Below are 22,083 nucleotides of genomic sequence, written 5' to 3'. Positions count from 1 at the left end.
GCAGAATTGGTGGCCTCTTCCCCGCAACTGGGGCTCCCAAGGAATCGATCTCTCCGCAAGAAGTGCCGGCGGTCGGCCGCGGTTCTTCGGTGGCGGTCCCCCCCCCCCCCCCCCCCCCCCCCGGCCCCCGGTACCGCATCGGCTCAGGCACCACCGCCCCGGCCGCCCGGGCCGTCCACGTCCCGCAGCTCCTGGCGTGGCCCATCGTCGCGGCTTCGCCAGGAGGCGGTGACGGGGGCCGGGAGCCGGGTCGCCCACGGGCGTATGAGCAGGGCCGGCGCGGCCTCGACGGTCAGGCCCGGCAGGGCCCACCACCAGCCGGCCGTCGTCGAGTCGTCGGAGACGCTCTCGCCGGCCGTCACCGTCGCCGTCCGCCTGCTCCTCCTCCGGCTCGGCCGGCGGCGTACCTCAAGGCACAGGGTCAGCTCGCCGTGCTCCCGCCGGACCGGCGTCGGGCCCGCGGTCCGCACCACCGGTGCGTACGCCCGCCCGTCCGGGTCCCGCAGGAGCATCCGCGGCTCATGGGTTTCCCCGAACCACAGCGCCGAGCCCCGGCCGTCCACCCAGGCCGATTCCCGGGGCACCGGGGTCGTCTTGCAGAAGAGCGGGGAGATCGTCGCCCGGAACTCGTCGATGCGGTGCGCGCCCAGCCCAGCGCAGCCGCTGTCTCCGCCTCGTCCATCTCCAGGAGACAGCGGCAGGTCCCGACCTGGCGGTGCTTCTCGCTCAGCTCGTCGAGCGCGGCCGTGAGCTGCGCTCGGCGCTCCTCCTCGACCGCGGCGACCGCCGGGTCCGCCGATTCCGGTATCAACGGCTCGGCCTCCCTCAGCGCCGCCTCCCGGCCCGTGGCGGCGCGGTGGCGGGCCGAGGAGCGCACTGTGTTCCTCGTCTCATTCACCACGACCCGTATCGGCCAGGGCCGGAACGGGGAGCCGTCCCGGAAGCGGCCCAGCGAGCAGTACGTCCTCGATCCGGTTCTCGATCCGTTCGTGCGTTCGTCCCGGGACCGGTGCGCCGGTTCGTATCCACAAGGGTTTCCGAGGTGTCGGCGCCACCTGAGAGAATGATGAGCATGGCCTCTGATCGCCCTCCCGTCGCCCACCACCCTCAGCCGGGTCGCTCCGCGACGCCCCCTGGTTTGCGCGTGCTCTCCGGAATCCAGCCCACCGCAGGCTCGTTCCACCTCGGCAACTACCTCGGCGCGGTCCGCCAGTGGGTGGCGCTGCAGGAGTCCCACGACGCCTTCTACATGGTCGTGGACCTGCATGCGATCACCGTTCCGCAGGACCCGAAGGAGCTGCGAGCCAACACGCGGCTCGCCGCCGCGCAGCTGCTCGCCGCCGGGCTCGACCCGGAGCGCTGCACGCTCTTCGTGCAGAGCCACGTGCCGGAGCACGCCCAGCTCGCCTGGGTCATGAACTGCCTGGCGGGCTTCGGCGAGGCGTCCCGTATGACGCAGTTCAAGGACAAGTCGGCGAAGCAGGGCGCCGACCGCGCCACCGTCGGCCTCTTCACGTACCCGATCCTCCAGGTCGCGGACATCCTGCTCTACCAGGCCAACGAGGTCCCGGTCGGCGAGGACCAGCGCCAGCACGTCGAGCTCACCCGCGACCTGGCCGAGCGGTTCAACGGCCGGTTCGGGGAGACGTTCAAGATCCCGGCGCCGTACATCCTCAAGGAGACGGCGAAGATCTACGACCTGCAGGACCCGTCGATCAAGATGAGCAAGTCGGCGTCCACGCCGAAGGGCCTGATCAACCTGCTCGACGAGCCGAAGGCCACGGCCAAGAAGGTCAAGAGCGCGGTCACCGACACGGACACGGTGGTCAAGTACGACGCGGTGAACAAGCCGGGCGTCTCCAACCTGCTGACGATCTACTCCACCCTCACCGGCAAGACGATCGCCGAGCTGGAGACGGAGTACGAGGGCAAGATGTACGGGGCGCTGAAGACGGACCTCGCCGAGGTGATGGTGGAGTTCGTCACGCCGTTCCGGGACCGGACGCAGGAATATCTGGACGACCCCGAGACGCTGGACTCTGTCCTGGCCAAGGGTGCGGAGAAGGCGCGGGCGGTCGCCGCCGAGACGCTGGCCACGGCATATGAGCGGGTCGGGTTCCTGCCCGCCAAGCACTGAGCCGCACCGAGGCGCGGGGCGTGGGGGCGCGCGGCACGCGGGTGTGGCACGCGCACCGGGTCGTGCCCCGGGCCGTGTGACCTGTGGCCCGGCCGAGGGCTCTGGTCAGAACGGCGGCGCGCCCGCCACACTGCACACTGACGGACACAGACGTACCCGGACAACGACGGAGGAGAACGACGTGGGGACCGTAACGCTCGGCGTTTCGATCGCGGTCCCGGAGCCGTACGGCAGCCTGCTCCAGGAGCGGCGGGCGGGCTTCGGGGATCCCGCCGCGTACGGGATTCCCACGCACGTCACCCTCCTTCCGCCGACCGAGGCCGACGCGGCCTGCCTGCCCGCGATCCGGGCGCATCTGGCCGAGGTCGCGGCGGCCGGGCGGGCGTTTCCGATGCGGCTGTCGGGGACCGGGACGTTCCGGCCGCTGTCGCCGGTGGTGTTCGTGCAGGTCGTCGAGGGCGGGGCGGACTGTGCGTGGCTGCAGCAGCGGGTGCGGGACGAGGCCGGGCCGCTCGTGCGCGAGCTGCACTTTCCGTACCACCCGCATGTGACGGTGGCGCACGGGATCTCCGAGGAGGGGATGGACCGGGCGTTCGCCGAGCTGGGGGGGTTCGAGGCGGAGTGGACGTGTGGGGGGTTCGCTCTGTACGAGCAGGGTGTGGACGGGGTGTGGCGGAAGCTGTACGAGTACGGGTTCGGGTTGAGCGGGGTGCCGGTTCAGGGGGGCTCGCGGGACGAGCCGTCCGTTCGGGCGTGAGGGTTTCCCCTCGCCGCCCGTTCCCTTGACCCTCCGGGGGTGGGTGGGGGTGTAGGTGGTCTCCCGGGGGCTCCGCCCCCGGACCCCCTTGCGGGGCCTGCGGCCCCTGCGCCCCGCTTCGGGGCTCCGCCCCGGACCCCGCATGCGGCGGGTGTGGGCGGGTGGGAGGCTTCCGGGGCTCCGCCCCCGGACCCCGTTGTGGGGGCTGTGTGCCTGTGCCCCCGGCGGGGCTGTGCCCCTGCACCCCCTCGCGGGGGCTGCGGCCCGGGCACCCGCCTCTCCTGTGGCCCCTGCACCCGCCCCGCCTGCCGAGTGGGTGGGTTTGCTGGGGGCTCCGCCCCTCCCCCCGGTGTGGGGGTGGGTGGTTTGCCGGGCTCCCCCCCCCGCGTGTGGGGTGGGTGGTTTGCCGGGGCTCCGCCTCGGGCCCCGCCTGCCGGGCAGATGGGTTACCCGGGGCTCCGCCCCGCTCCCCCCTACACCGGCAACCTCCTGAAGATCGGGCGCGGCACGTGCCTCAGCGCCGACATCACCACCCTCAGCGTTCCCGGGACCCACACCACCTCCGACCGTCTTCTCAGGCCCGTCTCGATGGCCTCCGCCACCGCCTCCGGTGTCGTGGCCAGGGGGGCCTCCGGGAGGCCCAGGGTCATCTTGGTGCGGACGAAGCCGGGGCGGACCACCATCACGTGGACGCCCGAGCCGTGGAGGGCGTCGCCCAGGCCCTGGGCGAAGGCGTCCAGGCCCGCCTTGCTGGAGCCGTAGATGAAGTTGGCGCGGCGGGCGCGTTCGCCCGCTACCGAGGAGAGGACCACCAGGGAGCCGTGGCCCTGGGTCTCCAGGGCCTTCGCGCAGATCAGGGACGCCGAGACCGCGCCCGTGTAGTTGGTCTGGGCGACCCGTACCGCCGCCAGGGGCGCACCCTCGTCCCGTACCTGGTCGCCCAGGATCCCGAACGCCAGCAGGACCATGTCGATGTCGCCCTGGGCGAAGACCTTGCCCAGGGCCGTCTCGTGCGACGCCGCGTCCAGCGCGTCGAAGGCGAGGGTGTGCACGTCCGCGCCCAGTTCCCGCAGCTCCGCCGCGGCAGCGTCCAGCGCGGGGGACGGGCGGCCGGCCAGCCAGACCGTACGGGTGCGGCGGGCCACCAGTCGGCGCGCCGTGGCCAGGCCGATCTCGGACGTGCCGCCCAGGACCAGCAGGGACTGGGGGGTGCCGAATGCGTCCTTCATCTCGTAACTCCTCAGTAATGGGCGCTCGTTAGAGGTTGAGGCGGCGGGAGAGGTCTGAGGTGAAGACCCCTTCGGGGTCCAATGTGCGGCGCAGGGTGCGGAAATCGGGGAGTCGGGGATACATGCCCTCCAGCACCTCCGGGCGCACCCGCGCGTCCTTCGCCAGGTAGACGCGCCCGCCCGCGCCCGCCACCTCCTCGTCCAGCTCGTCCAGGAAGCCGCCCAGGCCCGGCAGGCCCGCCGGGATGTCCAGGGCCAGGGTCCAGCCGGGGAGCGGGAAGGAGAGCCAGCCGGGGTCGGCCTCGCCGAAGCGTTTCAGGACCGCCAGGAAGGACGGGCAGCCCCGGCGTGCGATCCGGCGCACCACGCGGCGCAGCGCCTCCTCCTGGCCGTGGCCGACCACGAACTGGTACTGGACGAAGCCGCCCCTGCCGTAGATCCGGTTCCAGTGCGGCACGCCGTCCAGGGGGTGGAAGAACCGGGGGATGGGCTGGAGTTCGGCGGTGCGGAGTTTCGGGGACTTGCGGTACCAGAGTTCGTTGAACGCCGATACCGATGTCCGGGTGAGGAGGCGCTCGGGGAGGTGGCGCGGCATGGGAGGCAGGTGGGGCGCGTTGAAGCGCAGAGGGGTGCGGCGGGCACGCGGGGGCAGCGCGTCCAGCGGGGCGTGGTCGCCCCTCGTCAGGACCGCGCGGCCCGTTCTGGCGCCCCGGGCCAGCAGGTCGATCCACGCCACCGAGTAGCGGTAGCGGTGGTCCGTCGCCGACAGTCTCGCCATCAAGTCGTCCAGGTCCGCCGCCCGTTCCGTGTCCACCGACATCAACGACGTCTGTACGGGGTGGAGTTGGAGTTCGGCCGAGAGGATCACCCCGGTCAGGCCCATTCCGCCCGCCGTCGCCTCGAAGAGCTCGTCGGTGGGCCTCAGTGTGCGGACCTCGCCGTCCGCCGTCAGCAGGTCGAGCGCGCGCACATGGCGCGAGAACGCGCCCGAGCCGTGGTGGTTCTTGCCGTGGATGTCCGCGCCGATCGCGCCGCCGACCGTGACGTACCGCGTCCCGGGCGTCACCGGCACGAACCAGCCCAGCGGCAGCAGGACTTCCATCAGGCGGTGCAGGCTGACGCCCGCCTCGCAGACCACCACGCCCGCCTCGGCGTCGATCGTGCGGATGCGGTCGAGGCCGGTCATGTCCAGGACGGCGCCGCCCGCGTTCTGCGCGGCGTCGCCGTACGCCCGGCCCAGGCCCCGTGCGATGGACCCGCGCGCCCCGCCCGCGAGGACGGCGGCCACCGCATCCTCGTACGTACGTGGGCGGACCAGCCGGGCGGCGGCCGTCGGGGCGGTGCGGCCCCAGCCGGTCACGGGGAGCGGGGGAGTGGCGGCAGGCATGGGAGCGACCGTAGCGGTGGTTCTGCCCTCTGTGCGGTGCTATGCCCTATTCGTTGTGATACTCACCGAAATGGGTGATTGAGTGAGTGTCAAGCGGCACTGACGCGCATCTGGCGTCGCCGCCGGGGAGAGTCGCGTACGGCTGACGGCCGATCGGCGGGACTGTCTCACGGAACTGGGGTGACAGATGCGGTACTCCGACGCGGACCACCGGCTGCTGTCGGCGCTGCGCGACTGCGGGGCGCAGCCACGGGTGGCCGCCGTCGCCCGCGCGTTCTCGCTCGCCGGGGAGCACGGGGCGGTGTGGCTGGCGGGCGGGGCGCTCGCCGCCGCCGTCGACCGGGAGCGGCGCCGGGGCTGGCTGCGCGGGGCGGCCCTGGTCGGGGCCGCGCATCTGGCCAGTATGGGCGTGAAGCGGGTGGTGCGGCGGCCCCGGCCGCGACTGGCCGCCCGGGAGCCGCTGGTGCGCACCGCCGGGCGGCACTCGTTCCCCAGCTCGCACGCCACCTCGGCGGCCGCGGCGGCCGTCGCGTACGGCGCGCTGCGGCCCGCCGGGGCGCGGCTCGTGCCGCCGCTCGCGGCCGCGATGTGCGTGTCCCGCCTGGTGGCCGGCGTCCACTACCCCTCGGACGTGCTGGTCGGAGCCCTCCTCGGCGGGGCCACGGCCCGGCTGGGGGCGGGGTGGATGGGCCGCCCGCAAGCCCTGGTCCGCCCGCACCCTCCAGCGAGTGCCGCGCTCCGTCCCACCCCTCTCGGAGCCCCCTCATGACCCGCCCCGGGCTCGCCGTCCTCGAAGAGCAGGCGGCCCGGCATCCGGGGCGGCGTCTGCTCGGGTTGCCCGGCGGCGTCCTCAGGACCGCGCGGCCCCGGCAGTGGATCAAGAACGTGCTCGTGGCCGCCGCGCCCGCCGCCGCCGGGCAGCTGGACTCGCACCACACCCTGCGCCGACTCGCCCTGGTCTTCGTGCTGTTCACGGCCGCCGCTTCCGCCGTGTACCTCGTCAACGACGCCCGCGACGCCGTCGCCGACCGCGCACATCCGCAGAAGTGCCACCGGCCGGTGGCCACCGGGCAGGTGCCGGTGCCGGTCGCGTACGCCGTCGGGGCGCTGCTCGCGCTGCTCGCCCCGATCGGCGCGGCCCTCACCTGCAACGCCATGACGGCGACCCTGCTCACCGGGTACGTGGTGATGCAGCTCGCCTACTGCGTCAAGCTCAAGCACGTCCTCGTCGTCGACCTCGTCGTGGTCACCGCCGGGTTCCTGATGCGGGCCATGATCGGCGGGGTCGCGCTCGCCATCCCGCTCTCGCGCTGGTTCCTGATCACCGCCGGGTTCGGCGCGCTGTTCATGGTCGCGGCCAAGCGGTACTCCGAAGCCGTCCAGATGGAGGGGCGCGGCGGCGCGACCCGCGCGCTCCTCGACGCGTACACCACGGGCTATCTGCGGTTCGTGTGGCAGCTCGCGGCCGGCGTCGCGGTCCTCGCGTACTGCATGTGGGCGCTGGAGAGCGGCGGCATGGCGGGCGGCTCGCTGCTGCCGTGGCGGCAGTTGTCGATGGTCCCGTTCATCGGCGGGATCCTGCGGTACGCCGTGTTCGCCGACCGGGGGAGCGCGGGCGCCCCCGAGGACGTGGTCCTGCACGACCGGGCCCTGGTGGTCATCGGTCTGGTGTGGGTCGCGCTGTACGGGCTGGCGGTGGCCGACCTGTGACGGGCATTCGCCGACGCGTTCGCCGGGCCGAGCTCGTCGGCTTCGCGCTGGCCGGTATCTGCGCGTACGCCGTCGACCTCGGCCTCTTCGTCTGGCTGCGGTCGGGCCTGGCGTGGGACCCGGTCACCGCCAAGTGCCTCTCGTTCGTGGCGGGGTGCACCGTCGCGTACCTCGGCAACGCCTTCGGTACGTACCGGGGCAGCCGGGCCGGGGGCCGCGAGTACGCCGTGTTCTTCGCGGTGAACCTCGCGGGCGCGCTGGTGCAGCTGCTCTGTCTGGCCGTCACGCACTACGGCCTCGGCTTCACTTCGCCGCGCGCCGACACGCTCTCCGGGGCCGTGGTCGGGATGGCGCTCGCCACCTGCCTGCGCTTTTGGGGGACACGGACGCTTGCCTTCAGGGTGAAGGAGGGTACTCGGACGTCATGGACTGGTTGAAGAATCTTCCCGTCGTCGGGCCGTGGGTGGTCCGGCTGATGCGGACGCACGCCTGGCGTTCGTACGAGAGGCTCGACCGGGTGCGCTGGTCCCGGCTCGCCGCCGCGATCACCTTCATCAGCTTCCTCGCGCTGTTCCCGCTGCTCACGGTGAGCGCGGCGATCGCCGCCGCCGTGCTGACCCCGGGCCGCGTCGAGAAGCTCCAGAAGAACCTCGCCGAGCAGGTCCCCGGCATCTCCGACCAGCTCGACCTCCAGGACCTGACCCGTAACGCGGGCACGATCGGGGTCGTCGCCGGGGCGCTGCTGCTGTTCACCGGCATCGGCTGGATCGGCCAGATGCGCGGCTGTCTGCGGGCGGTGTGGGACCGGGACGACGACGAGGACGAGAACCCGTTCCTGCGCGTGCTCAAGGACGGCGGGGTGCTGGTCGGCCTCGGCGGCGCGGGGCTCGCCTCGTTCGTCGCGTCCTCGATCGGCTCGACGGCCGTCGGCTGGACCGCCGACCAGCTGGGCATCGACGAGAACGGCGTCGGCCGGGTGTTCCTGCGGATCGTGGCGATCGCGGTGGCGGCCGCCGCCGACTTCCTGGTCCTGATGTACGTACTGACCCTGCTGCCCGGCGTCTCCCCGCCGCGCCGCCATCTGGTGACCGCCGGGATCATCGGCGCGGTGGGGTTCGAGCTGCTGAAGCTGCTGCTCGGCGGTTATATGCAGCACGTCGCCGCCAAGAGCATGTACGGGGCGTTCGGGGTGCCCATCGCGCTGCTGCTGTGGATCAACTTCACCGCGAAGCTGCTGCTGTTCTGCGCCGCCTGGACGGCCACCCCGGCCAAAGCCGACGACCCCGAGCTCACCGCTTCCGGCGCACCAGCTCCGGCAGGGGCCAGCGCCGATTGAGCAGGTACACCCCGGCGGCGACGACCAGGAGCGCGCCGCCCGCGATGGCGAGCGCGGTGCCGATGCCACCGGCGCCGGGCCCCTTGCGGGCGGTGACCGCGGCCTTGGCGGTGTCGCGGGCGGTGCCGTCCGTCGAGGGCTGCGAGCCCCGCGGGGCGCCGGTCGGGACCGCCGACTTGGGCGCTACCAGCTCGCCCACCGGGGTGACCTTGCCGGCCGCCGTGAAGCCCCAGTCAAGCAGGCGGGCCGCCTCCTTGTAGACGGCCTGGCCCTCGGAGGAGTCCGGGTTCATCACCGTGACGAGCAGCACCCGGCCGTTGCGCTCGGCGACGCCGGTGAAGGTCGCGCCCGCGTTGGTGGTGTTGCCGTTCTTGACGCCCGCGATGCCCTTGTACGGGGTGAGGCCGTTGTCACCGGTGAGCAGCCGGTTGGTGTTCTGGATCTCGAAGTAGTCCCGCTCGTTGTCCTTGGCCTCGGCGCCGGGGAACTTGGCGGAGGCGGTCGAGCAGTACTCGCGGAAGTCCTTCTTCTGCAGGCCCGAGCGGGCGAACAGGGTGAGGTCGTACGCGCTGGAGACCTGCCCGGGTGCGTCGTAGCCGTCCGGCGAGACCACATGGGTGTCGAGCGCCTGGAGGTCGTCGGCGTGCGTCTGCATGTCCTGGACGGTCTTGGGCACGCCGCCGTTCATCGCCGACAGGACGTGCACGGCGTCGTTGCCGGAGCGCAGGAAGACGCCGAGCCACAGGTCGTGCACGGTGTACGGCTGGTTCTCCTTGACCCCGACCAGGCTGCTGCCCTCGCCGACGCCGTCGAGGTCGGCCGGGGTGACCGTGTGCACATCGGTCTTGGGGAACTTGGGCAGCACGGTGTCCGCGAAGAGCATCTTCAGCGTGGAGGCCGGGGGCAGCCGCCAGTGCGCGTTGTGCGAGGCCAGCACCTGGCCGTTCTCCGCGTCCGCGACGATCCACGAACGGCCCGTCAGCTCCATCGGCAGCACCGGCGCCCCCGGGCCGAGCTTCACCTGGGTGCCGGGCTGCCCGAGCAGCGCGCCGCCGACCTTCGACATGGCGGCCGGCGGCGGGTCGGGGTCCTTGCGGGTCTTCCCCGCCCTGTCGGGGTCGGTCGGCTTGCCGGGTTGGCCCTGGGCGCCCGGTTTTTCATCGTTCGGCAGTGCCGACGCGGGCGCGGAGGCGAGCGCGGGCAGCAGCGCGGCGACGGCGACCGCCAGTGCGATTTTCGCGGGCTTCTTCACAGCAGACACGCACGAGAAATTACAGGTCCGGGGCGCCGATCCGAACACCGGAGGGGTGACCCGCCCGGAGCCGCCACCCGCCCGGCTGCGCCCGCTTCGCCCCGGTGATACTGATTCCATGAAGCTCAGCAACCGCGTCTCCTGGTTCCTGCTCGCGTTCGGAGCGTGGAGCTGGATCATCTGGATCACTTTCGTCAAGAACCTGTGGAAGGACGGCAGCGGGCTGGCCTTCGACGACGCGGGCGACCCGACGGCGTACTTCTGGGTGCACCTCACCCTCGCCGTCGTGTCCTTTCTCCTGGGGACGGGCGTCGGCCTCATCGGGTTCCGTTCCGTACGCCGACTGCGCGCCGAAGCGGGCGGCGCCCGGGTCACGGACCGCTAACGACTAGGGGCGACCCCCTTGTCACGTGCGGCTAACGAGTAGCTGTGTAGTGAAGATTTCCTCTTCCGAATGTGAAACCCGTGTGATTGGGTGATCGCCATCACAGGTGTGCCCGGGGGGTCGGGCGCGCCTGAAGGGGTGGGCGTTCCGAGGAGAGCACGGCGATGCGGTCGATCCGTATGCGGGTTCTGGCGATTTGCGCAGTTGTGGTGGTCGTCGGCGTGGGGGGATGGCAGCTGCTGCCGTCCGATGGACAGAAGAAGGACCCGATCACGGTCGGGACGACGGACGCGATCACGTCCCTGGACCCGGCCGGCGCCTATGACGCCGGTTCCTGGGCGCTCTACAGCAACGTCTACCAGACGCTGCTCACCTTCAAGCCGGGCTCGGCGGTGCCGGTGCCGGACGCGGCCCGCGGCTGCAAGTTCATCGGGCTGAAGCTGACGACGTATCAGTGCGAGCTGCGCGACGGGCTGAAGTTCTCCTCGGGGCGCAAGATCACCGCCGCCGACGTCAAGTTCTCCTTCGACCGGGTGCTGAAGATCAACAGCGATGTGGGCCCGGCCCCGCTGCTCTCCTCCCTCGGCTCGGTGCAGGCCGACGGTGACACCGTCACCTTCAACCTGAAGACCAAGGACGCGACGTTCCCGTCCAAGCTCGCGACCGGCGCCGGGTCGATCGTCGACAGCAGCGCGTACCCGGAGAAGTCGCTGCGCAAGGGCAACGGCGTGGTCGGCTCGGGCCCGTACCTGCTCAAGTCGTACAAGCAGGGCGAGAGCGCGTCCCTGGAGCCGAACCCCGACTACCGGGGCGCGGTCACCAAGAAGGGCCTGCCCGTCGAGGTCCGCTACTTCGCCGAGTCCGACCAGCTCAACGAGGCGTGGACGGCCAAGCGGGTCGAGGTGGCGCACCGCCAGATGCCGCCCAAGGTGCTCGCCAAGCTGTCGCCCGGCGACCCGGCCATCCGCATCAGCGAGACGCCCGGCGCCGAGACCCGCAACCTGAACATCAACGTCCGCCCCGGCCACCCGCTGGCCAAGACCAAGGTCCGCCAGGCGCTGGCTGCGCTGATCGACCGGCCCGCGCTGGCCGCCGGCGTCTACGACGGCACGGTCGAGCCGCTGTTCTCGCTGATCCCGCAGGGCTTCACCGGCCACAGCACGGCCTTCTTCGACGCCTACCCCAAGGTGGACGTGGGCAAGGCGAAGGGGCTCCTGAAGTCGGCGGACGTGCACGCCCCGGTGAAGTTCACGCTCGCGTACCGCAAGCTCGGTCCCAACGGCGCCGAGGCCGAGCTGCTCAAGAAGCAGCTGGAGAAGGGCGGCCTGTTCGAGGTCGACCTGCTCGCCGAGTCCGACTGGACCAAGATGCAGAAGAACTACGCGGCCGGGGTGTACGACGCGTACACGGCGGGCTGGGTCGCGGACTTCCCGGACCCGGACAACTTCAGTCAGCCGCTCGTCGGCACCGGGAACAGCCTGCACACCGGGTACTCGGACAAGGGCGTCGACGAGATCATCCAGCGCACCCAGCAGTACAGCGACCGGGGCCGCACCGCCGAAGACTTCAAGGCGCTGCAGGACAAGGTCGCCGAGGACGTGCCGCTGATCCCGCTGTGGCAGGGCAAGGACTACGTGGTGAGCAGCCGCAGCGTCGGCGGCCTCCAGTACCTGTCGGACGGCACCGGCGTGTGGCGGCTGTGGGAGCTCGGCTGGATCTGAGCGGGGCGCTTCGCGGGACGCGGATGTCCGGCTGCGGGCCGCCTCGGGCCGGCCGCTCCCCCAGGTTCTCGGCTTCGCTCGAACAGGGGGACCCCCATCGCGGCGGAGCCGCACATGTCACGGCCCCGCGCCCCTCAGGGGCGCTTCCGGGCCGTCACCGTCTGGGCCATGCCCGGCAGGAAGTCCGTGAACAGCTCGTGCACCTCGTGGACGAGCGGGCGCAGCACCCGGAAGCGGGCGAGCGCCACGCCGCGCGTGGTGAGCTTGGCGCCGCGCGCGGCCAGCCGGTAGCTGCGCTCGCGGCCCTCGGAGCGGTCGAACACCCAGTACAGGACCAGGCCCATCTGGGAGAGCCACATCAACTCGGGCAGTACGTCCACGAGTTCGGCCGGAACCTTGGTCTTCGTCCCCGCCAGCACCTCGCGGTGCACGTCGATCGCCGCCTCGCGGGCGTGCTCGGACTCCGGTGAGAAGGGGCTGAGCGGGCTGTCCGGGTCGGCCGCGTTCTTGAAGAACTGCGCGGCGAACTCGTGGTACGGGGCCGCGATGTCGAGCCAGGCGCTGAGCACCCCGGCGAGGCGCGCCTCCAGATCCGTCTCGCGGTCGAGCACGTCCCGGACGGCCGCCTGGTGCTCGGCGGCGATCCGGTCGTAGAACCCCTGGATCAGATGCTCTTTGCCGGCGAAGTAGTAGTACGCGTTGCCGACCGAGACCCCGGCCTCCTTGGCGATGGCCCGCATCGTCGTCTTGTCGTAACCGAGCTCCTGGAACAGCCGCATGGCGGTCTCCAGGATCAGGGTGCGGGTCTGCTCGCCCTTGGCGGGACTCTGCTCGCTCCTGGCAAGCTCGGACTCGCTCTCGGGGAGCTCGGACTCTGCGGGCACGCGCGCGTTCTCTGCTGGCACGGCACGAGCCTAATCGGCCACGGAGCAGCCGCTGCCGCAGGTTGCCGGTCCGGTGTACGCCCAGCCCCCGCGCGGGTCGTACGTCCAGCCGTCCTCGCGGCGGTAGGCGCCGCCGCCCGCGCCCGCCACCCGGCGGTCGCGGTGGGACTCGCGGTAGCGGGAGGCGGCGATCACCGCGCCGCGCGCGAACCGCGCCCCGGCCGGGGTACTGAAGCGGTGGGCCATGGGCCGGTACTCGCGCAGCGCCCACAGACAGACGACCCAGGCGGCCGGGCCCCGGTAGACCTGTCCGGCGTCGGCGACGACGGTGATCTCCTCGAAGGTGGCCGCGTGGTCGAGGCGGGGGAAGCGGCGGCGGGCCTCGGCGGACCCGGCGGGCACCAGGTCGAGCGGGACCAGCTGACGCTGCTTCATCAGCCAGTCGCGCAGGAAGGCGCAGAGCGGGCAGTGGGCGTCGTACAGGACGGTGAGCCGGCGGACCGGGGCGCGCGCGGCGCCCCGGTCGGCGGTGGTGGCGGTGACCATCGGGCTCAGGCCCCGGCGGCCGGCGCGGCCCACGGGCCCTGGTTCCCGGTGAAGCCCTGCGGCGGCACCGGCGGGTTCTGCTCCCGCTCCATCAGGCCGCGGCGGCGGAACCTGTTGAGTGCGTACACATTGCCCAGGTGCATCACGCCGAGCACCAGCAGCACCACGCCGAGCTTCTTCGACAGCGCCTCGAAGACCTGTCGGGCGTTGTCGATGCCGCCGTCGTCCTGGAGGTAGAGGGCGACGAAGCCCAGGTTCACCAGGTAGAAGCCGACCACCAGAAGGTGGTTGACCGCGTCGGCGAGCTTCTCGTCGCCGAGGACGTCCGCGAGGAAGACCCGGCCGTCGCGGCTGAGCGTACGCGCCACCCAGACCGTCAGCGCGACGCTGACCAGCAGGTAGATGACGTATGCGACGACCGTGAGGTCCATGTTCCCACCCCTTCTCGGAGTCTTCCTGAACACGTTCAAGAAGCTGTTGCCTGGAGAGTAGACCTCGTTTTGAACATGTTCAAGCCGGGGTGGAGGAGAGTGCGGGGGCGTCCTCCACGGGGCGGCCGAAATGGCGTACGCCCGGCGCAGCCGCCGTCGCCAGACAGGCCCCGCCCACCACGAGCGCGGCGGCCAGCAGCGGCACTTCGGGCCCCCAGGCGTCGGCGGCGAGCGGGGCCAGCGCGTAGCCGACGGGGACCGCGGCCAGGGAGAGCAGCCAGTCGTACGAGGTGACGCGGGCCAGGGCGTGGGTGGGGATGGCCGACTGCACCGCGGTCTCCCAGACCGGGGAGAGGAAGCCGAGCCCGAGCTGGGCGATGCCGTACCCGGCGATGGCGACCGGCGCCGGGGCGGAGAGCGCGAGCAGGACGAGCGGCAGGGCGTAGGTGGCCAGGCCCAGATTGGCCGTCAGGATGGGCCGCTTCGGCCGGGCGCGCCCGGCGATCAGCGAGCCGAGCAGCAGGCCCACCGCGCCCGTCTGTATGAACGCCAGCCAGAACGTCTTGCCGTCGAACTCCTTGAAGGCGATGGCCGGTCCGAGCGTCATCAGGACGGCGGCGGCGCCGTTCCAGGCGGAGTGGGCGAACAGGCTGGTCCAGTACCAGTCCCGCGAGCGCACCTCGCTCCAGCCCTCCTTGAGGTCGGCGGTGAGCGAGCGCCGGACCAGCGGCACGTGCCGCACCCGGATCGCGCTCAGCAGGGCCGCGCTCACCGCGAAGGAGGCGGCGTCGAGCACGAACGCCCAGCCGGGCCCGGCGGTCAGGATGAGCACGGTCGCGAGTGCCGGGCCGCCCAGCCGGGTCGCGCTGTTGACCACGCCCATCAGGGCGTTGGCGCGCCGCCGGTTCTCCTCCTTGACCGTGCCGGTGATCAGCGGGGCCATCGCGGGCATCGCGAAGGCGGAGGCGGAGCCGCCGATCGCCTCGGCGAGCGCGATCTGCCACAGCCGGGGGTCCCCGCCGAGCAGTTCGACGCCCACGAAGAGCTGGGTGGCGCAGCGGACGAGATCGGTGGTGAGCGCGACCGTACGGGCGTTGAAGCGGTCGCCCATGACACCGCCGAAGGGCAGGAGCAGCAGCTTGGGGACCATCGAGCAGCCGAGCACGATCGCGAGGTCGGTGGTGGATTCGGTCGCGATGTAGACGGCGAGGGCGAGCGCGGCCGGGATCACGGCGTCGCCGAGCATGGACAGGCAGCGGCCGATGAAGAGCAGCCGGAACGCGCGCGTGCGCAGGGGATGGGGCAGTGGTGGCATGCCGAGAAATATATTTCGGGACCGAATAATTCGTCAACGAAATATCTGGTGCCGAAGGAGCGGGCCGGGTGACCGCGTACGTACGATCAAGTCATGGAGCGCGCAGAAGGGGCCGAGGGGCAGCGGGACTGGACCGACGGGCACGTGGAGCAGTGGCTGCCGGTGCTGCCGGGGCTCGACCCGGCCGTCGAGGGTGCGGTGACGCGGATGAAGAAGCTCTCCGTCCACCTCCAGCGCGTACGGGAGCAGTCCCTGGTCGACTTCGCGCTCGACCGGCCGGAGTTCGACACGCTGCACAAGTTGGCGGGGCGGGGCGGCACGGCGACACCGTCGCAGCTCGCCGCGGATCTGGATCTGGCGCCCGCGTCCGTCACGGGGCGGCTTGACGCGCTGGAGCGGCGGGGATTCGTTCGGCGTACGCCCTCGACGACGGACCGGCGGCGGGTCCACGTCGAGTTGACCGAGTCCGGTCGGGCGAGCTGGACGGGCGCGATGGCCATGCTGGGGGACGAGGAGTCCCGGGTGCTCGGTGCGTTGTCGCGTGGTGAGCTGGAGCAGTTCAATGCCATGTTGCGGCGGATCATGGTCATCGCCGAAGGGCGCTGAGCTTCGGCTGCGGGCCGGTGGGGGCCGGTCGCTCCCCCAGGTTCTCGGCTTCGCTCGAACAGGGGGACCCCCATCGCGGCGGAGCCGCACAATGTCACAGCCCCGCGCCCCTGTAGGGCACCCGGTACCGCAGCCCCGGCCCGGACACGCGAAAGGCCCCGCCTCCCGAGTCGGGAAGGGGGCCCTCGGACGCGTACTGCTCAGGGAATCAGAAACGGCGCGTGATCAGCGCGCGCTTGACTTCCTGGATCGCCTTGGTGACCTCGATGCCACGCGGGCAGGCGTCCGTGCAGTTGAACGTGGTGCGGCAGCGCCACACACCGTCCTTGTCGTTGAGGATCTCCAGGCGCTGCTCGCCGGCCTCGTCACGCGAGTCGAAGATGAAGCGGTGCGCGTTGACGATCGCCGCCGGGCCGAAGTACTGGCCGTCGTTCCAGAACACCGGGCACGACGACGTGCACGCGGCGCACAGGATGCACTTGGTGGTGTCGTCGAAGCGCTCGCGGTCCTCGGCGGACTGCAGACGCTCGCGCGTCGGCTCGTTGCCCTTCGTGATGAGGAAGGGCATCACGTCGCGGTACGCCTGGAAGAACGGGTCCATGTCCACGACCAGGTCCTTCAGGACCGTCAGGCCCTTGATGGCCTCGACCGTGATCGGCTTCTCCGGGCTCAGGTCCTTGATCAGCGTCTTGCAGGCAAGCCTGTTCTTGCCGTTGATCCGCATGGCGTCCGAACCGCAGATGCCGTGCGCGCATGAGCGCCGGAAGGTCAGCGAGCCGTCGAGGTCCCACTTGATCTTGTGGAGACCGTCGAGCACGCGCTCCTTCGGGTCGATCTCGACCTGGAAGTCCTGCCAGCTGGCCTCGTCCGAGATCTCCGGGTTGAACCGGCGGATCCGGAAGGTGACCGTGATGTACGGGGAGTCGGCGAAGCCCGCCTCCGCCTTGTCCAGAGTGGGGGTGGCCATCAGTACTTACGCTCCATCGGCTGGTAGCGGGTCTGGACGACGGGCTTGTAGTCGAGTCGGATCGAGTCCTTGCCGCCGTCCGCGACCTCGCGGTACGCCATGGTGTGGCGCATGAAGTTGACGTCGTCGCGGTTGGGGTAGTCCTCGCGGTAGTGACCGCCGCGGGACTCCTTGCGTGCCAGGGCGGAGACGGCCATGACCTCGGCCAGGTCGAGCAGGTTGCCCAGCTCGATGGCCTCCAGGAGGTCGGTGTTGAACCGCTTGCCCTTGTCCTGGACCGAGACGTTCTTGTAGCGCTCGCGGAGCTCCGCGATCTTCTCCACGGCCGTCTTGATCGTCTGCTCGGTGCGGAAGACCATGACGTTGGCGTCCATGGTCTCCTGGAGCTCCTTGCGGATCACCGCGACCCGCTCGGTGCCGGTCGACGACAGCAGGCGCTTGACCTGCGTCTCCACCAGCTCCGCCGGGTTCTCCGGGAGCTCGACGTAGTCGGCCTTCGCCGAGTACTCCGCCGCCGCGATGCCCGCGCGCTTGCCGAACACGTTGATGTCCAGCAGCGAGTTGGTGCCCAGGCGGTTGGCGCCGTGCACCGAGACGCAGGCGACCTCGCCGGCCGCGTACAGACCCGGCACGACCGTGGTGTTGTCCGCGAGGACCTCACCCTGGACGTTGGTCGGGATGCCGCCCATGGCGTAGTGCGCGGTGGGCTGGATCGGGATCGGGTCCGTGTAGGGCTCGATGCCCAGGTACGTACGCGCGAACTCGGTGATGTCCGGGAGCTTGGCGTCCAGCTGCTCCGGCGGGAGGTGCGTGAGGTCGAGGTAGACGTGGTCGCCCTCGGGACCACAGCCGCGGCCCTCACGGATCTCCGTGTAGATGGAGCGCGAGACGACGTCACGGGACGCGAGGTCCTTCATGACCGGCGCGTACTTCTCCATGAAGCGCTCGCCGTCCTTGTTGCGGAGGATGCCGCCCTCACCACGGGCGCCCTCCGTCAGCAGGATGCCCATGCGCCAGATGCCCGTCGGGTGGAACTGGAAGAACTCCATGTCCTCCAGCGGCAGGCCCCGGCGGTAGCAGGCGGCCTGGCCGTCACCGGTCAGGGTGTGCGCGTTGGAGGTCACCTTGAAGAACTTGCCGGTGCCGCCGGACGCGTAGATCACGGACTTCGCCTGGAAGACGTGGATCTCGCCGGTCGCGAGCTCGTACGCCACCACACCGGCGGACGTGCGGACGCCGTCGACCTCGGTGATGAGCTGGTCGAGCACGTAGAACTCGTTGAAGAACTCCACGCCCTCCTTGACGCAGTTCTGGTACAGCGTCTGGAGGATCATGTGGCCGGTGCGGTCCGCGGCGTAGCAGGACCGGCGGACCGGGGCCTCGCCGTGGTTGCGCGAGTGGCCGCCGAAGCGGCGCTGGTCGATGGTGCCGTCCGGGGTGCGGTTGAACGGCAGGCCCATCTTCTCCAGGTCGAGGACCGCGTCGATGGCCTCCTTCGCCAGGATCTCGGCGGCGTCCTGGTCGACCAGGTAGTCACCGCCCTTGACCGTGTCGAAGGTGTGCCACTCCCAGTTGTCCTCCTCCACGTTGGCGAGCGCGGCGGCCATGCCGCCCTGCGCCGCGCCCGTGTGGGAGCGGGTGGGGTAGAGCTTCGTCAGCACCGCGGTGCGGCTGCGCTTCGTCGACTCGATGGCCGCGCGCATACCGGCGCCGCCGGCGCCGACGATGACGGTGTCGTACTTGTGGATCTTCATCAGAGAATTCCTCAGTCCCTCAGCCCGTGGCCTAGCGGATGTTCGGGTCGAAGGTGAAGATCACCAGCGTGCCCAGCAGGACGGTGAACACCGTGGCGGTGTAGAGCAGCATCTTCAGCCAGAAGCGGGTGTTGTCCCGCTGCGCGTAGTCGTTGATGACCGTACGCAGGCCGTTGGCGCCGTGCAGCATCGCCAGCCACAGCATGGCCAGGTCCCAGACCTGCCAGAACGGGTTGGCCCAGCGGCCCGCCACGAAGGCGAAGCCGATCTTGGAGACACCGCCGTCGAGCACCAGCTGGATGCACAGGTGGGTGACGACGAGGACGACCAGGACGACGCCGGACAGCCGCATGAACAGCCAGCCGTACAGCTCGAAGTTCGTACGGGTCGACTTCGGCGTCTTCTCGGTCCGCTTGCGCGGGGCCTCGATGAGCGGCGCGGGGTTGTCGGCGTCGTACAGGCCCTTGGCCTCGACCTCGCCGATCGCGGAAGTGGTTTCGGCAGACATGTCAGTCCTCAGCTCCCGAACAGTTCACGGGCGGCGTGGCCAAGTACCGGCAGGATGGCGCCGATCATCAGAAGGAGCCAGATGATCACGACGGACCACAGCATCTGCTTCTGGTAGCGGGGGCCCTTGGCCCAGAAGTCCACCGCGATGATGCGGAGACCGTTGAGCGCGTGGAAGAGGATGGCGGCGACGAGGCCGTACTCCAGAAGAGCCACGATGGGCGTCTTGTAGGTAGCGACGACCTTGTCGTAGTCCTCGGGGGAGACACGCACGAGAGCGGTGTCGAGGACATGGACGAACAGGAAGAAGAAAATGAGGACACCGGTGACTCGATGAGCCACCCACGACCACATACCTTCCCGGCCGCGGTACAGCGTTCCAGCCGGCACGGAAAAACCCTCCGGGAGCGGGGACTAGGGCCGGCCGGCTTGACTGTCGGTCTGACCCGGCCGGGTACGGTCCACCGGCCCCGGTCATCGTAGCGACGAGTTGTCGGTTCGTTCGCGCGGGGTCCTCAGGTGTGATCAAACAGGCAATCAATCTGCCACGGACGGGCTATGGACGGGCCCGGACGGGCCGTCACGGGGCCGGTGGTGGGGGCGGGTTCAGCGGGGTGCGCCCGCCGTGTCCGGTTCCGGGTGGTTGGTCGTGAGATGGGCGAGCCGGGCACGGGCGAGTCGGCGCAGCTCGTCGGCGGCGATGGCCCGCTCCTCGTCCTGTTCGTTGGTCGTCCGCACCCGGATGCCCCCGAACATCTCGTTCAGGTGTTCGGTGGGTCGCCGCCCCTCCGGGCAGATCGCGAAGGCGTGCCCGAACCGGCTCTCGTGCGCGGCGTGCGCGGCCCGCAGGGCGGTGTGGGCCGCCTGCGGGGCCGTGCGGCCGAGCCCCGGTGAGCGCTCGTGGGCCGGCGCCTCGGTGAGGTCGCCGTGGGAGAGGTCGTAGCTCGCCTCGTCGGCCGCCGCGAGCAGCGCGTCCAGATCCGGGTAGGGGCGGTGGGCGGCCACCCGCAGGGCCCGGCGGCGGCCGGCGCAGCAGGCGGGCAGTACGGCTTCGGCGGCGGCCCCGGGGGAGTGGTTGAACCGCGTCAGACCGTCCTCGACCGGCTCGTACGGGCCCGGGATGACCGGGTTGGCATGGGTCTGGCCCGGTATGGCCGGGCGGCCCGGGGAGCGGGGAGTGTGATGAAGTGGCGGCGGTCGCTTCCGGGGGCCGGCGTGGGATTCGCCGGACAGCGTGGGCTCCTGGAACGAACGACGAACGGCGGCCGGCGACGGCTTCGTGCGTGCGTCGACGGAGAGACAGCAGAGAGGCGGGAGGTGAAGAAGAGGTGGGAGTGCCGCCACGCTATCGAGGCCCGGTGGAGGGTGCCCGACGGTTGCGCGAATTTCACCCGGACGTGAGGGGTGAGGTGCGCATGGTGGACGCCTCCCGGGTTCCTCGCCTCGCCTTCGCCGCGGTTGTTCCCGTATGGGAGGATTCTGAGTGATGTCGCAGTCCAGGAGTGCCAGCGGCGCCGACGGCGCCCGTGGTGACCGGACGGCCCGGATGAGCCGGGGCGCTCTGGTGGCCCGCGTCGCCCTCGCGGCCGCGGCCGCCCTCGTGCTCATCGTGCTGGTCTGGCCCGAGGACGACACCCACGGCGGCCACGGCGGCCGCCTCGATCCCAAGCCCGGCGACTCCTCCTCGCCCGCCCAGATCTACCCGCTCTCCTCGCCGCCCCGCACGATCCCCTCCGTACGGCAGCACGAGCCCGCCCGCGGCCCCGGCTTCCGGCCCGTCGCCGCCACCCGCGTCGTCGTCCCCACCGGCAGCGAGGCGCTCTCGGACGAGGCCCAGCTGCTCGCGCGGGAGCTCGACAAGGAGTACGTGCAGGGCGCGGCGCCCCGGCCCGGGGACATCGAGCTGGCCCTGAACCCGAAGGCCGAGGCCACCCCCGAGTCGTACACGCTGACCGCCCGCGAGCGCACCGTGCGGATCACCGGCCCCGACGAGGCCGGGGTCTTCTACGGCACCCGCACCCTCAAGCAGGCGCTGCGCGACGGCGGGGTGATGCCCGAGGGCGTCGTCGAGGACTGGCCCGACCGTCCGCAGCGCGGCCTCAACCTGGACATCGCGCGCAAGCCGTTCACGGCGGGCTGGATCGAGGCCCGGCTGCGCGAGATGGCCGACCTCAAGCTGAACCAGCTCGGCCTGCACTTCTCCGACGACCAGGGCTTCCGGATCGAGTCCGCCTCGCACCCCGAGGTCGTCTCGCGCGACCACCTCAGCAAGCGCGAGGTCGAGCGGATCGTGGCGCTCGCCCGGCGGCTGCACATCGAGGTGGTCCCGGAGATCGACTCGCCGGGCCACCTGGGCGCCGTGATCAAGGCCCACCCCGCCCTCGGGCTGCGCAGCGCCACGGGCCGGACGGTCCAGGGCGCCGTCGACATAGCGAACCCGGACGCGGCGCGGATCGTCGACGACCTGCTGCGCGAGTACGCGGACCTGTTCCCCGGCGCCTACTGGCACCTCGGCGGCGACGAGTACCTCGCCCTGACCGCCAAGGACCCGGAGGCCACCTATCCGGGCCTGGCCGACGCCGCCCGCGCCAAGTACGGCGCCAAGGGCGACATAGCGGACCTGGCGACCGGCTGGCTCAACGACCGGGCCGCGGCGCTGCGCCCGTACGGCAAGAAGTTCAAGGCCTGGAACGACGGCTACTTCAAGGGCACCTCCGTCGCTCCCGACCCGGCCCGCGAGGTCGAGTACTGGACCGGCAAGGAGCTCGGCGCCCGACCGCCGGAGGAGTACCTGGCCGAGGGCCGCAAGACGGTCAACCTCAACGACGAGTACCTGTACTACGTCCTGGGCGAGCCCAACGCCTTCAAGTACCCCACCGGCCGGCGCATCTACCAGGAGTGGACGCCGCTGGTGCTGCGCGGCACCAAGCCCGTCGCCAACCGCTACTCCGACCAGGTGCTCGGCGCCCGGTTCGCCGTCTGGTGCGACTACGCCGACGCCCAGACCCAGGACCAGGTGGCCCGGGGCATCCGGATGCCGCTGCGCGCCACCGCCCAGAAGCTGTGGGACCCGCGCACTCCGGGCCTGGAGTGGGAGGAGTTCAAGGAGCTCGCAGACAAGCTGGGGTGAGCTCCCGGGCTCCGCTGTGACACTTCCGG

General features: G+C 71.3%; 23 protein-coding genes and 1 pseudogene. 10 read left to right on the top strand and 14 right to left on the bottom strand.

Features of this window, described 5'->3' with window-relative positions; all coding sequences use genetic code 11:
* Nucleotides 1-143: 143 nt before the first annotated feature.
* Entirely contained in the window at nt 144-584 is a 441-nt protein-coding gene (locus ACZ499_RS16385; RefSeq protein WP_468675814.1) for a hypothetical protein, read from the bottom strand.
* An 8-nt stretch (nt 585-592) separates the two neighbouring features.
* A pseudogene (locus tag ACZ499_RS16380) lies at nt 593-1,105 on the bottom strand (RNA polymerase sigma factor); the annotation flags it as partial.
* 39 nt (nt 1,106-1,144) lie between these two features.
* Between ACZ499_RS16380 and trpS the strand changes: the two are divergent.
* On the top strand, nt 1,145-2,137 hold the full coding sequence (trpS, locus tag ACZ499_RS16375; protein WP_468675607.1) for a tryptophan--tRNA ligase: 993 nt from the start codon (nt 1,145-1,147) through the stop codon (nt 2,135-2,137).
* Between the two features lie 181 nt (nt 2,138-2,318).
* Nucleotides 2,319-2,894 (top strand): 2'-5' RNA ligase family protein, encoded by a 576-nt coding sequence (locus ACZ499_RS16370; RefSeq protein ID WP_468675606.1) that lies wholly within the window; start codon nt 2,319-2,321, stop codon nt 2,892-2,894.
* A 473-nt stretch (nt 2,895-3,367) separates the two neighbouring features.
* Here ACZ499_RS16370 and ACZ499_RS16365 read toward each other — a convergent pair whose 3' ends face one another.
* Nucleotides 3,368-4,123, bottom strand: a complete 756-nt coding sequence (locus ACZ499_RS16365; protein ID WP_468411407.1) for a decaprenylphospho-beta-D-erythro-pentofuranosid-2-ulose 2-reductase — start codon at nt 4,121-4,123, stop codon at nt 3,368-3,370.
* A 28-nt stretch (nt 4,124-4,151) separates the two neighbouring features.
* The gene (locus ACZ499_RS16360) at nt 4,152-5,510 is read right to left on the bottom strand and encodes an FAD-binding protein (RefSeq protein ID WP_468675604.1); all 1,359 of its coding nucleotides are present in this window, start codon (nt 5,508-5,510) and stop codon (nt 4,152-4,154) included.
* A 187-nt stretch (nt 5,511-5,697) separates the two neighbouring features.
* Here ACZ499_RS16360 and ACZ499_RS16355 point away from each other — a divergent pair, with 187 nt between their 5' ends.
* From ACZ499_RS16355 to ACZ499_RS16340, 4 genes are read left to right on the top strand one after another with little or no spacing between them, the layout of a single operon-like run.
* Nucleotides 5,698-6,279, top strand: a complete 582-nt coding sequence (locus tag ACZ499_RS16355) for a phosphatase PAP2 family protein (protein ID WP_468675603.1) — start codon at nt 5,698-5,700, stop codon at nt 6,277-6,279.
* Nucleotides 6,276-7,220: a decaprenyl-phosphate phosphoribosyltransferase gene (locus tag ACZ499_RS16350; RefSeq protein WP_468675602.1), complete on the top strand. Its 945-nt coding sequence runs from the start codon at nt 6,276-6,278 to the stop codon at nt 7,218-7,220. Before ACZ499_RS16355 ends, ACZ499_RS16350 begins: the two co-directional genes overlap by 4 nt.
* Nucleotides 7,217-7,657 carry a GtrA family protein gene (locus tag ACZ499_RS16345; protein WP_468675601.1) on the top strand — a complete coding sequence of 147 codons (441 nt, stop codon included), beginning with the start codon at nt 7,217-7,219 and terminating at the stop codon, nt 7,655-7,657. Before ACZ499_RS16350 ends, ACZ499_RS16345 begins: the two co-directional genes overlap by 4 nt.
* Nucleotides 7,645-8,556 (top strand): YihY/virulence factor BrkB family protein, encoded by a 912-nt coding sequence (locus ACZ499_RS16340; protein ID WP_468675599.1) that lies wholly within the window; start codon nt 7,645-7,647, stop codon nt 8,554-8,556. The genes ACZ499_RS16345 and ACZ499_RS16340 overlap by 13 nt, the downstream gene beginning before the upstream one ends.
* Here ACZ499_RS16340 and ACZ499_RS16335 read toward each other — a convergent pair.
* Nucleotides 8,510-9,817 carry a D-alanyl-D-alanine carboxypeptidase family protein gene (locus ACZ499_RS16335; RefSeq protein ID WP_468675597.1) on the bottom strand — a complete coding sequence of 436 codons (1,308 nt, stop codon included), beginning with the start codon at nt 9,815-9,817 and terminating at the stop codon, nt 8,510-8,512. The two genes, ACZ499_RS16340 and ACZ499_RS16335, sit on opposite strands and share 47 nt — an antisense overlap.
* 109 nt (nt 9,818-9,926) lie before the next feature.
* Between ACZ499_RS16335 and ACZ499_RS16330 the strand changes: the two genes are divergently transcribed.
* Both ACZ499_RS16330 and ACZ499_RS16325 read left to right on the top strand, forming a co-directional pair.
* The gene (locus tag ACZ499_RS16330) at nt 9,927-10,193 is read left to right on the top strand and encodes an SCO4848 family membrane protein (RefSeq protein WP_468675595.1); all 267 of its coding nucleotides are present in this window, start codon (nt 9,927-9,929) and stop codon (nt 10,191-10,193) included.
* A 164-nt stretch (nt 10,194-10,357) separates the two neighbouring features.
* Nucleotides 10,358-11,914 carry an ABC transporter substrate-binding protein gene (locus ACZ499_RS16325; RefSeq protein WP_468675593.1) on the top strand — a complete coding sequence of 519 codons (1,557 nt, stop codon included), beginning with the start codon at nt 10,358-10,360 and terminating at the stop codon, nt 11,912-11,914.
* 134 nt (nt 11,915-12,048) lie between these two features.
* Here ACZ499_RS16325 and ACZ499_RS16320 read toward each other — a convergent pair whose 3' ends face one another.
* From ACZ499_RS16320 to ACZ499_RS16305, 4 genes are all read right to left on the bottom strand, one after another.
* Nucleotides 12,049-12,711, bottom strand: a complete 663-nt coding sequence (locus ACZ499_RS16320; RefSeq protein ID WP_468411530.1) for a TetR/AcrR family transcriptional regulator — start codon at nt 12,709-12,711, stop codon at nt 12,049-12,051.
* A gap of 117 nt (nt 12,712-12,828) precedes the next feature.
* Nucleotides 12,829-13,344 carry a thiol-disulfide oxidoreductase DCC family protein gene (locus ACZ499_RS16315; RefSeq protein WP_468675798.1) on the bottom strand — a complete coding sequence of 172 codons (516 nt, stop codon included), beginning with the start codon at nt 13,342-13,344 and terminating at the stop codon, nt 12,829-12,831.
* Nucleotides 13,345-13,349: 5 nt separating this feature from the next.
* Entirely contained in the window at nt 13,350-13,775 is a 426-nt protein-coding gene (locus ACZ499_RS16310) for a hypothetical protein (RefSeq protein WP_468675591.1), read from the bottom strand.
* A 79-nt stretch (nt 13,776-13,854) separates the two neighbouring features.
* Nucleotides 13,855-15,090, bottom strand: coding sequence for an MFS transporter (locus ACZ499_RS16305; RefSeq protein ID WP_468675588.1), 1,236 nt, complete (start codon nt 15,088-15,090; stop codon nt 13,855-13,857).
* A 93-nt stretch (nt 15,091-15,183) separates the two neighbouring features.
* Between ACZ499_RS16305 and ACZ499_RS16300 the strand changes: the two genes are divergently transcribed.
* The gene (locus ACZ499_RS16300) at nt 15,184-15,696 is read left to right on the top strand and encodes a MarR family winged helix-turn-helix transcriptional regulator (RefSeq protein ID WP_468675586.1); all 513 of its coding nucleotides are present in this window, start codon (nt 15,184-15,186) and stop codon (nt 15,694-15,696) included.
* Nucleotides 15,697-15,904: 208 nt separating this feature from the next.
* On the opposite strand, the gene ACZ499_RS16295 is transcribed toward ACZ499_RS16300, so the two are convergent.
* From ACZ499_RS16295 to ACZ499_RS16275, 5 genes are all read right to left on the bottom strand, one after another.
* Nucleotides 15,905-16,663 (bottom strand): succinate dehydrogenase iron-sulfur subunit, encoded by a 759-nt coding sequence (locus tag ACZ499_RS16295; RefSeq protein ID WP_385545002.1) that lies wholly within the window; start codon nt 16,661-16,663, stop codon nt 15,905-15,907.
* Nucleotides 16,663-18,417: a succinate dehydrogenase flavoprotein subunit gene (gene sdhA / locus ACZ499_RS16290; RefSeq protein WP_468411425.1), complete on the bottom strand. Its 1,755-nt coding sequence runs from the start codon at nt 18,415-18,417 to the stop codon at nt 16,663-16,665. The genes ACZ499_RS16295 and sdhA overlap by 1 nt, the downstream gene beginning before the upstream one ends.
* A 31-nt stretch (nt 18,418-18,448) precedes the next feature.
* Nucleotides 18,449-18,925, bottom strand: coding sequence for a succinate dehydrogenase hydrophobic membrane anchor subunit (locus ACZ499_RS16285; RefSeq protein ID WP_468675584.1), 477 nt, complete (start codon nt 18,923-18,925; stop codon nt 18,449-18,451).
* An 8-nt stretch (nt 18,926-18,933) separates the two neighbouring features.
* On the bottom strand, nt 18,934-19,314 hold the full coding sequence (gene sdhC, locus ACZ499_RS16280) for a succinate dehydrogenase, cytochrome b556 subunit (RefSeq protein WP_468675582.1): 381 nt from the start codon (nt 19,312-19,314) through the stop codon (nt 18,934-18,936).
* 216 nt (nt 19,315-19,530) lie between these two features.
* Nucleotides 19,531-20,532 carry a 2-oxo-4-hydroxy-4-carboxy-5-ureidoimidazoline decarboxylase gene (locus ACZ499_RS16275; protein WP_468675580.1) on the bottom strand — a complete coding sequence of 334 codons (1,002 nt, stop codon included), beginning with the start codon at nt 20,530-20,532 and terminating at the stop codon, nt 19,531-19,533.
* Between ACZ499_RS16275 and ACZ499_RS16270 the strand changes: the two genes are divergently transcribed.
* The gene (locus ACZ499_RS16270; RefSeq protein WP_468675578.1) at nt 20,471-22,054 is read left to right on the top strand and encodes a family 20 glycosylhydrolase; all 1,584 of its coding nucleotides are present in this window, start codon (nt 20,471-20,473) and stop codon (nt 22,052-22,054) included. The genes ACZ499_RS16275 and ACZ499_RS16270 overlap by 62 nt on opposite strands.
* The last annotated feature ends 29 nt before the right edge of the window (nt 22,055-22,083 follow it).

Source organism: Streptomyces sp. NPDC031265 (assembly GCF_055570295.1).
The sequence above is the reverse complement of the archived record's forward strand: the minus strand, read 5'-3'. Positions and strand labels throughout refer to the sequence as shown.

Coding starts and splice junctions, on each gene's coding strand:
- ACZ499_RS16295 (WP_385545002.1), bottom strand. CDS start 16,663: ATGGCCACCCCCACTCTGGACAAGGCGGAGGCGGGCTTCGCCGACTCC.
- ACZ499_RS16340 (WP_468675599.1), top strand. CDS start 7,645: ATGGACTGGTTGAAGAATCTTCCCGTCGTCGGGCCGTGGGTGGTCCGG.
- sdhA (WP_468411425.1), bottom strand. CDS start 18,417: ATGAAGATCCACAAGTACGACACCGTCATCGTCGGCGCCGGCGGCGCC.
- ACZ499_RS16330 (WP_468675595.1), top strand. CDS start 9,927: ATGAAGCTCAGCAACCGCGTCTCCTGGTTCCTGCTCGCGTTCGGAGCG.
- ACZ499_RS16270 (WP_468675578.1), top strand. CDS start 20,471: ATGAGCCGGGGCGCTCTGGTGGCCCGCGTCGCCCTCGCGGCCGCGGCC.
- ACZ499_RS16350 (WP_468675602.1), top strand. CDS start 6,276: ATGACCCGCCCCGGGCTCGCCGTCCTCGAAGAGCAGGCGGCCCGGCAT.
- ACZ499_RS16360 (WP_468675604.1), bottom strand. CDS start 5,510: ATGCCTGCCGCCACTCCCCCGCTCCCCGTGACCGGCTGGGGCCGCACC.
- ACZ499_RS16275 (WP_468675580.1), bottom strand. CDS start 20,532: ATGAGCACGAGGGCGGCCGCGGCCGCGAGGGCGACGCGGGCCACCAGA.
- ACZ499_RS16305 (WP_468675588.1), bottom strand. CDS start 15,090: ATGCCACCACTGCCCCATCCCCTGCGCACGCGCGCGTTCCGGCTGCTC.
- ACZ499_RS16300 (WP_468675586.1), top strand. CDS start 15,184: ATGGAGCGCGCAGAAGGGGCCGAGGGGCAGCGGGACTGGACCGACGGG.
- ACZ499_RS16315 (WP_468675798.1), bottom strand. CDS start 13,344: ATGGTCACCGCCACCACCGCCGACCGGGGCGCCGCGCGCGCCCCGGTC.
- ACZ499_RS16310 (WP_468675591.1), bottom strand. CDS start 13,775: ATGGACCTCACGGTCGTCGCATACGTCATCTACCTGCTGGTCAGCGTC.
- ACZ499_RS16285 (WP_468675584.1), bottom strand. CDS start 18,925: ATGTCTGCCGAAACCACTTCCGCGATCGGCGAGGTCGAGGCCAAGGGC.
- ACZ499_RS16325 (WP_468675593.1), top strand. CDS start 10,358: ATGCGGTCGATCCGTATGCGGGTTCTGGCGATTTGCGCAGTTGTGGTG.
- ACZ499_RS16355 (WP_468675603.1), top strand. CDS start 5,698: ATGCGGTACTCCGACGCGGACCACCGGCTGCTGTCGGCGCTGCGCGAC.
- ACZ499_RS16365 (WP_468411407.1), bottom strand. CDS start 4,123: ATGAAGGACGCATTCGGCACCCCCCAGTCCCTGCTGGTCCTGGGCGGC.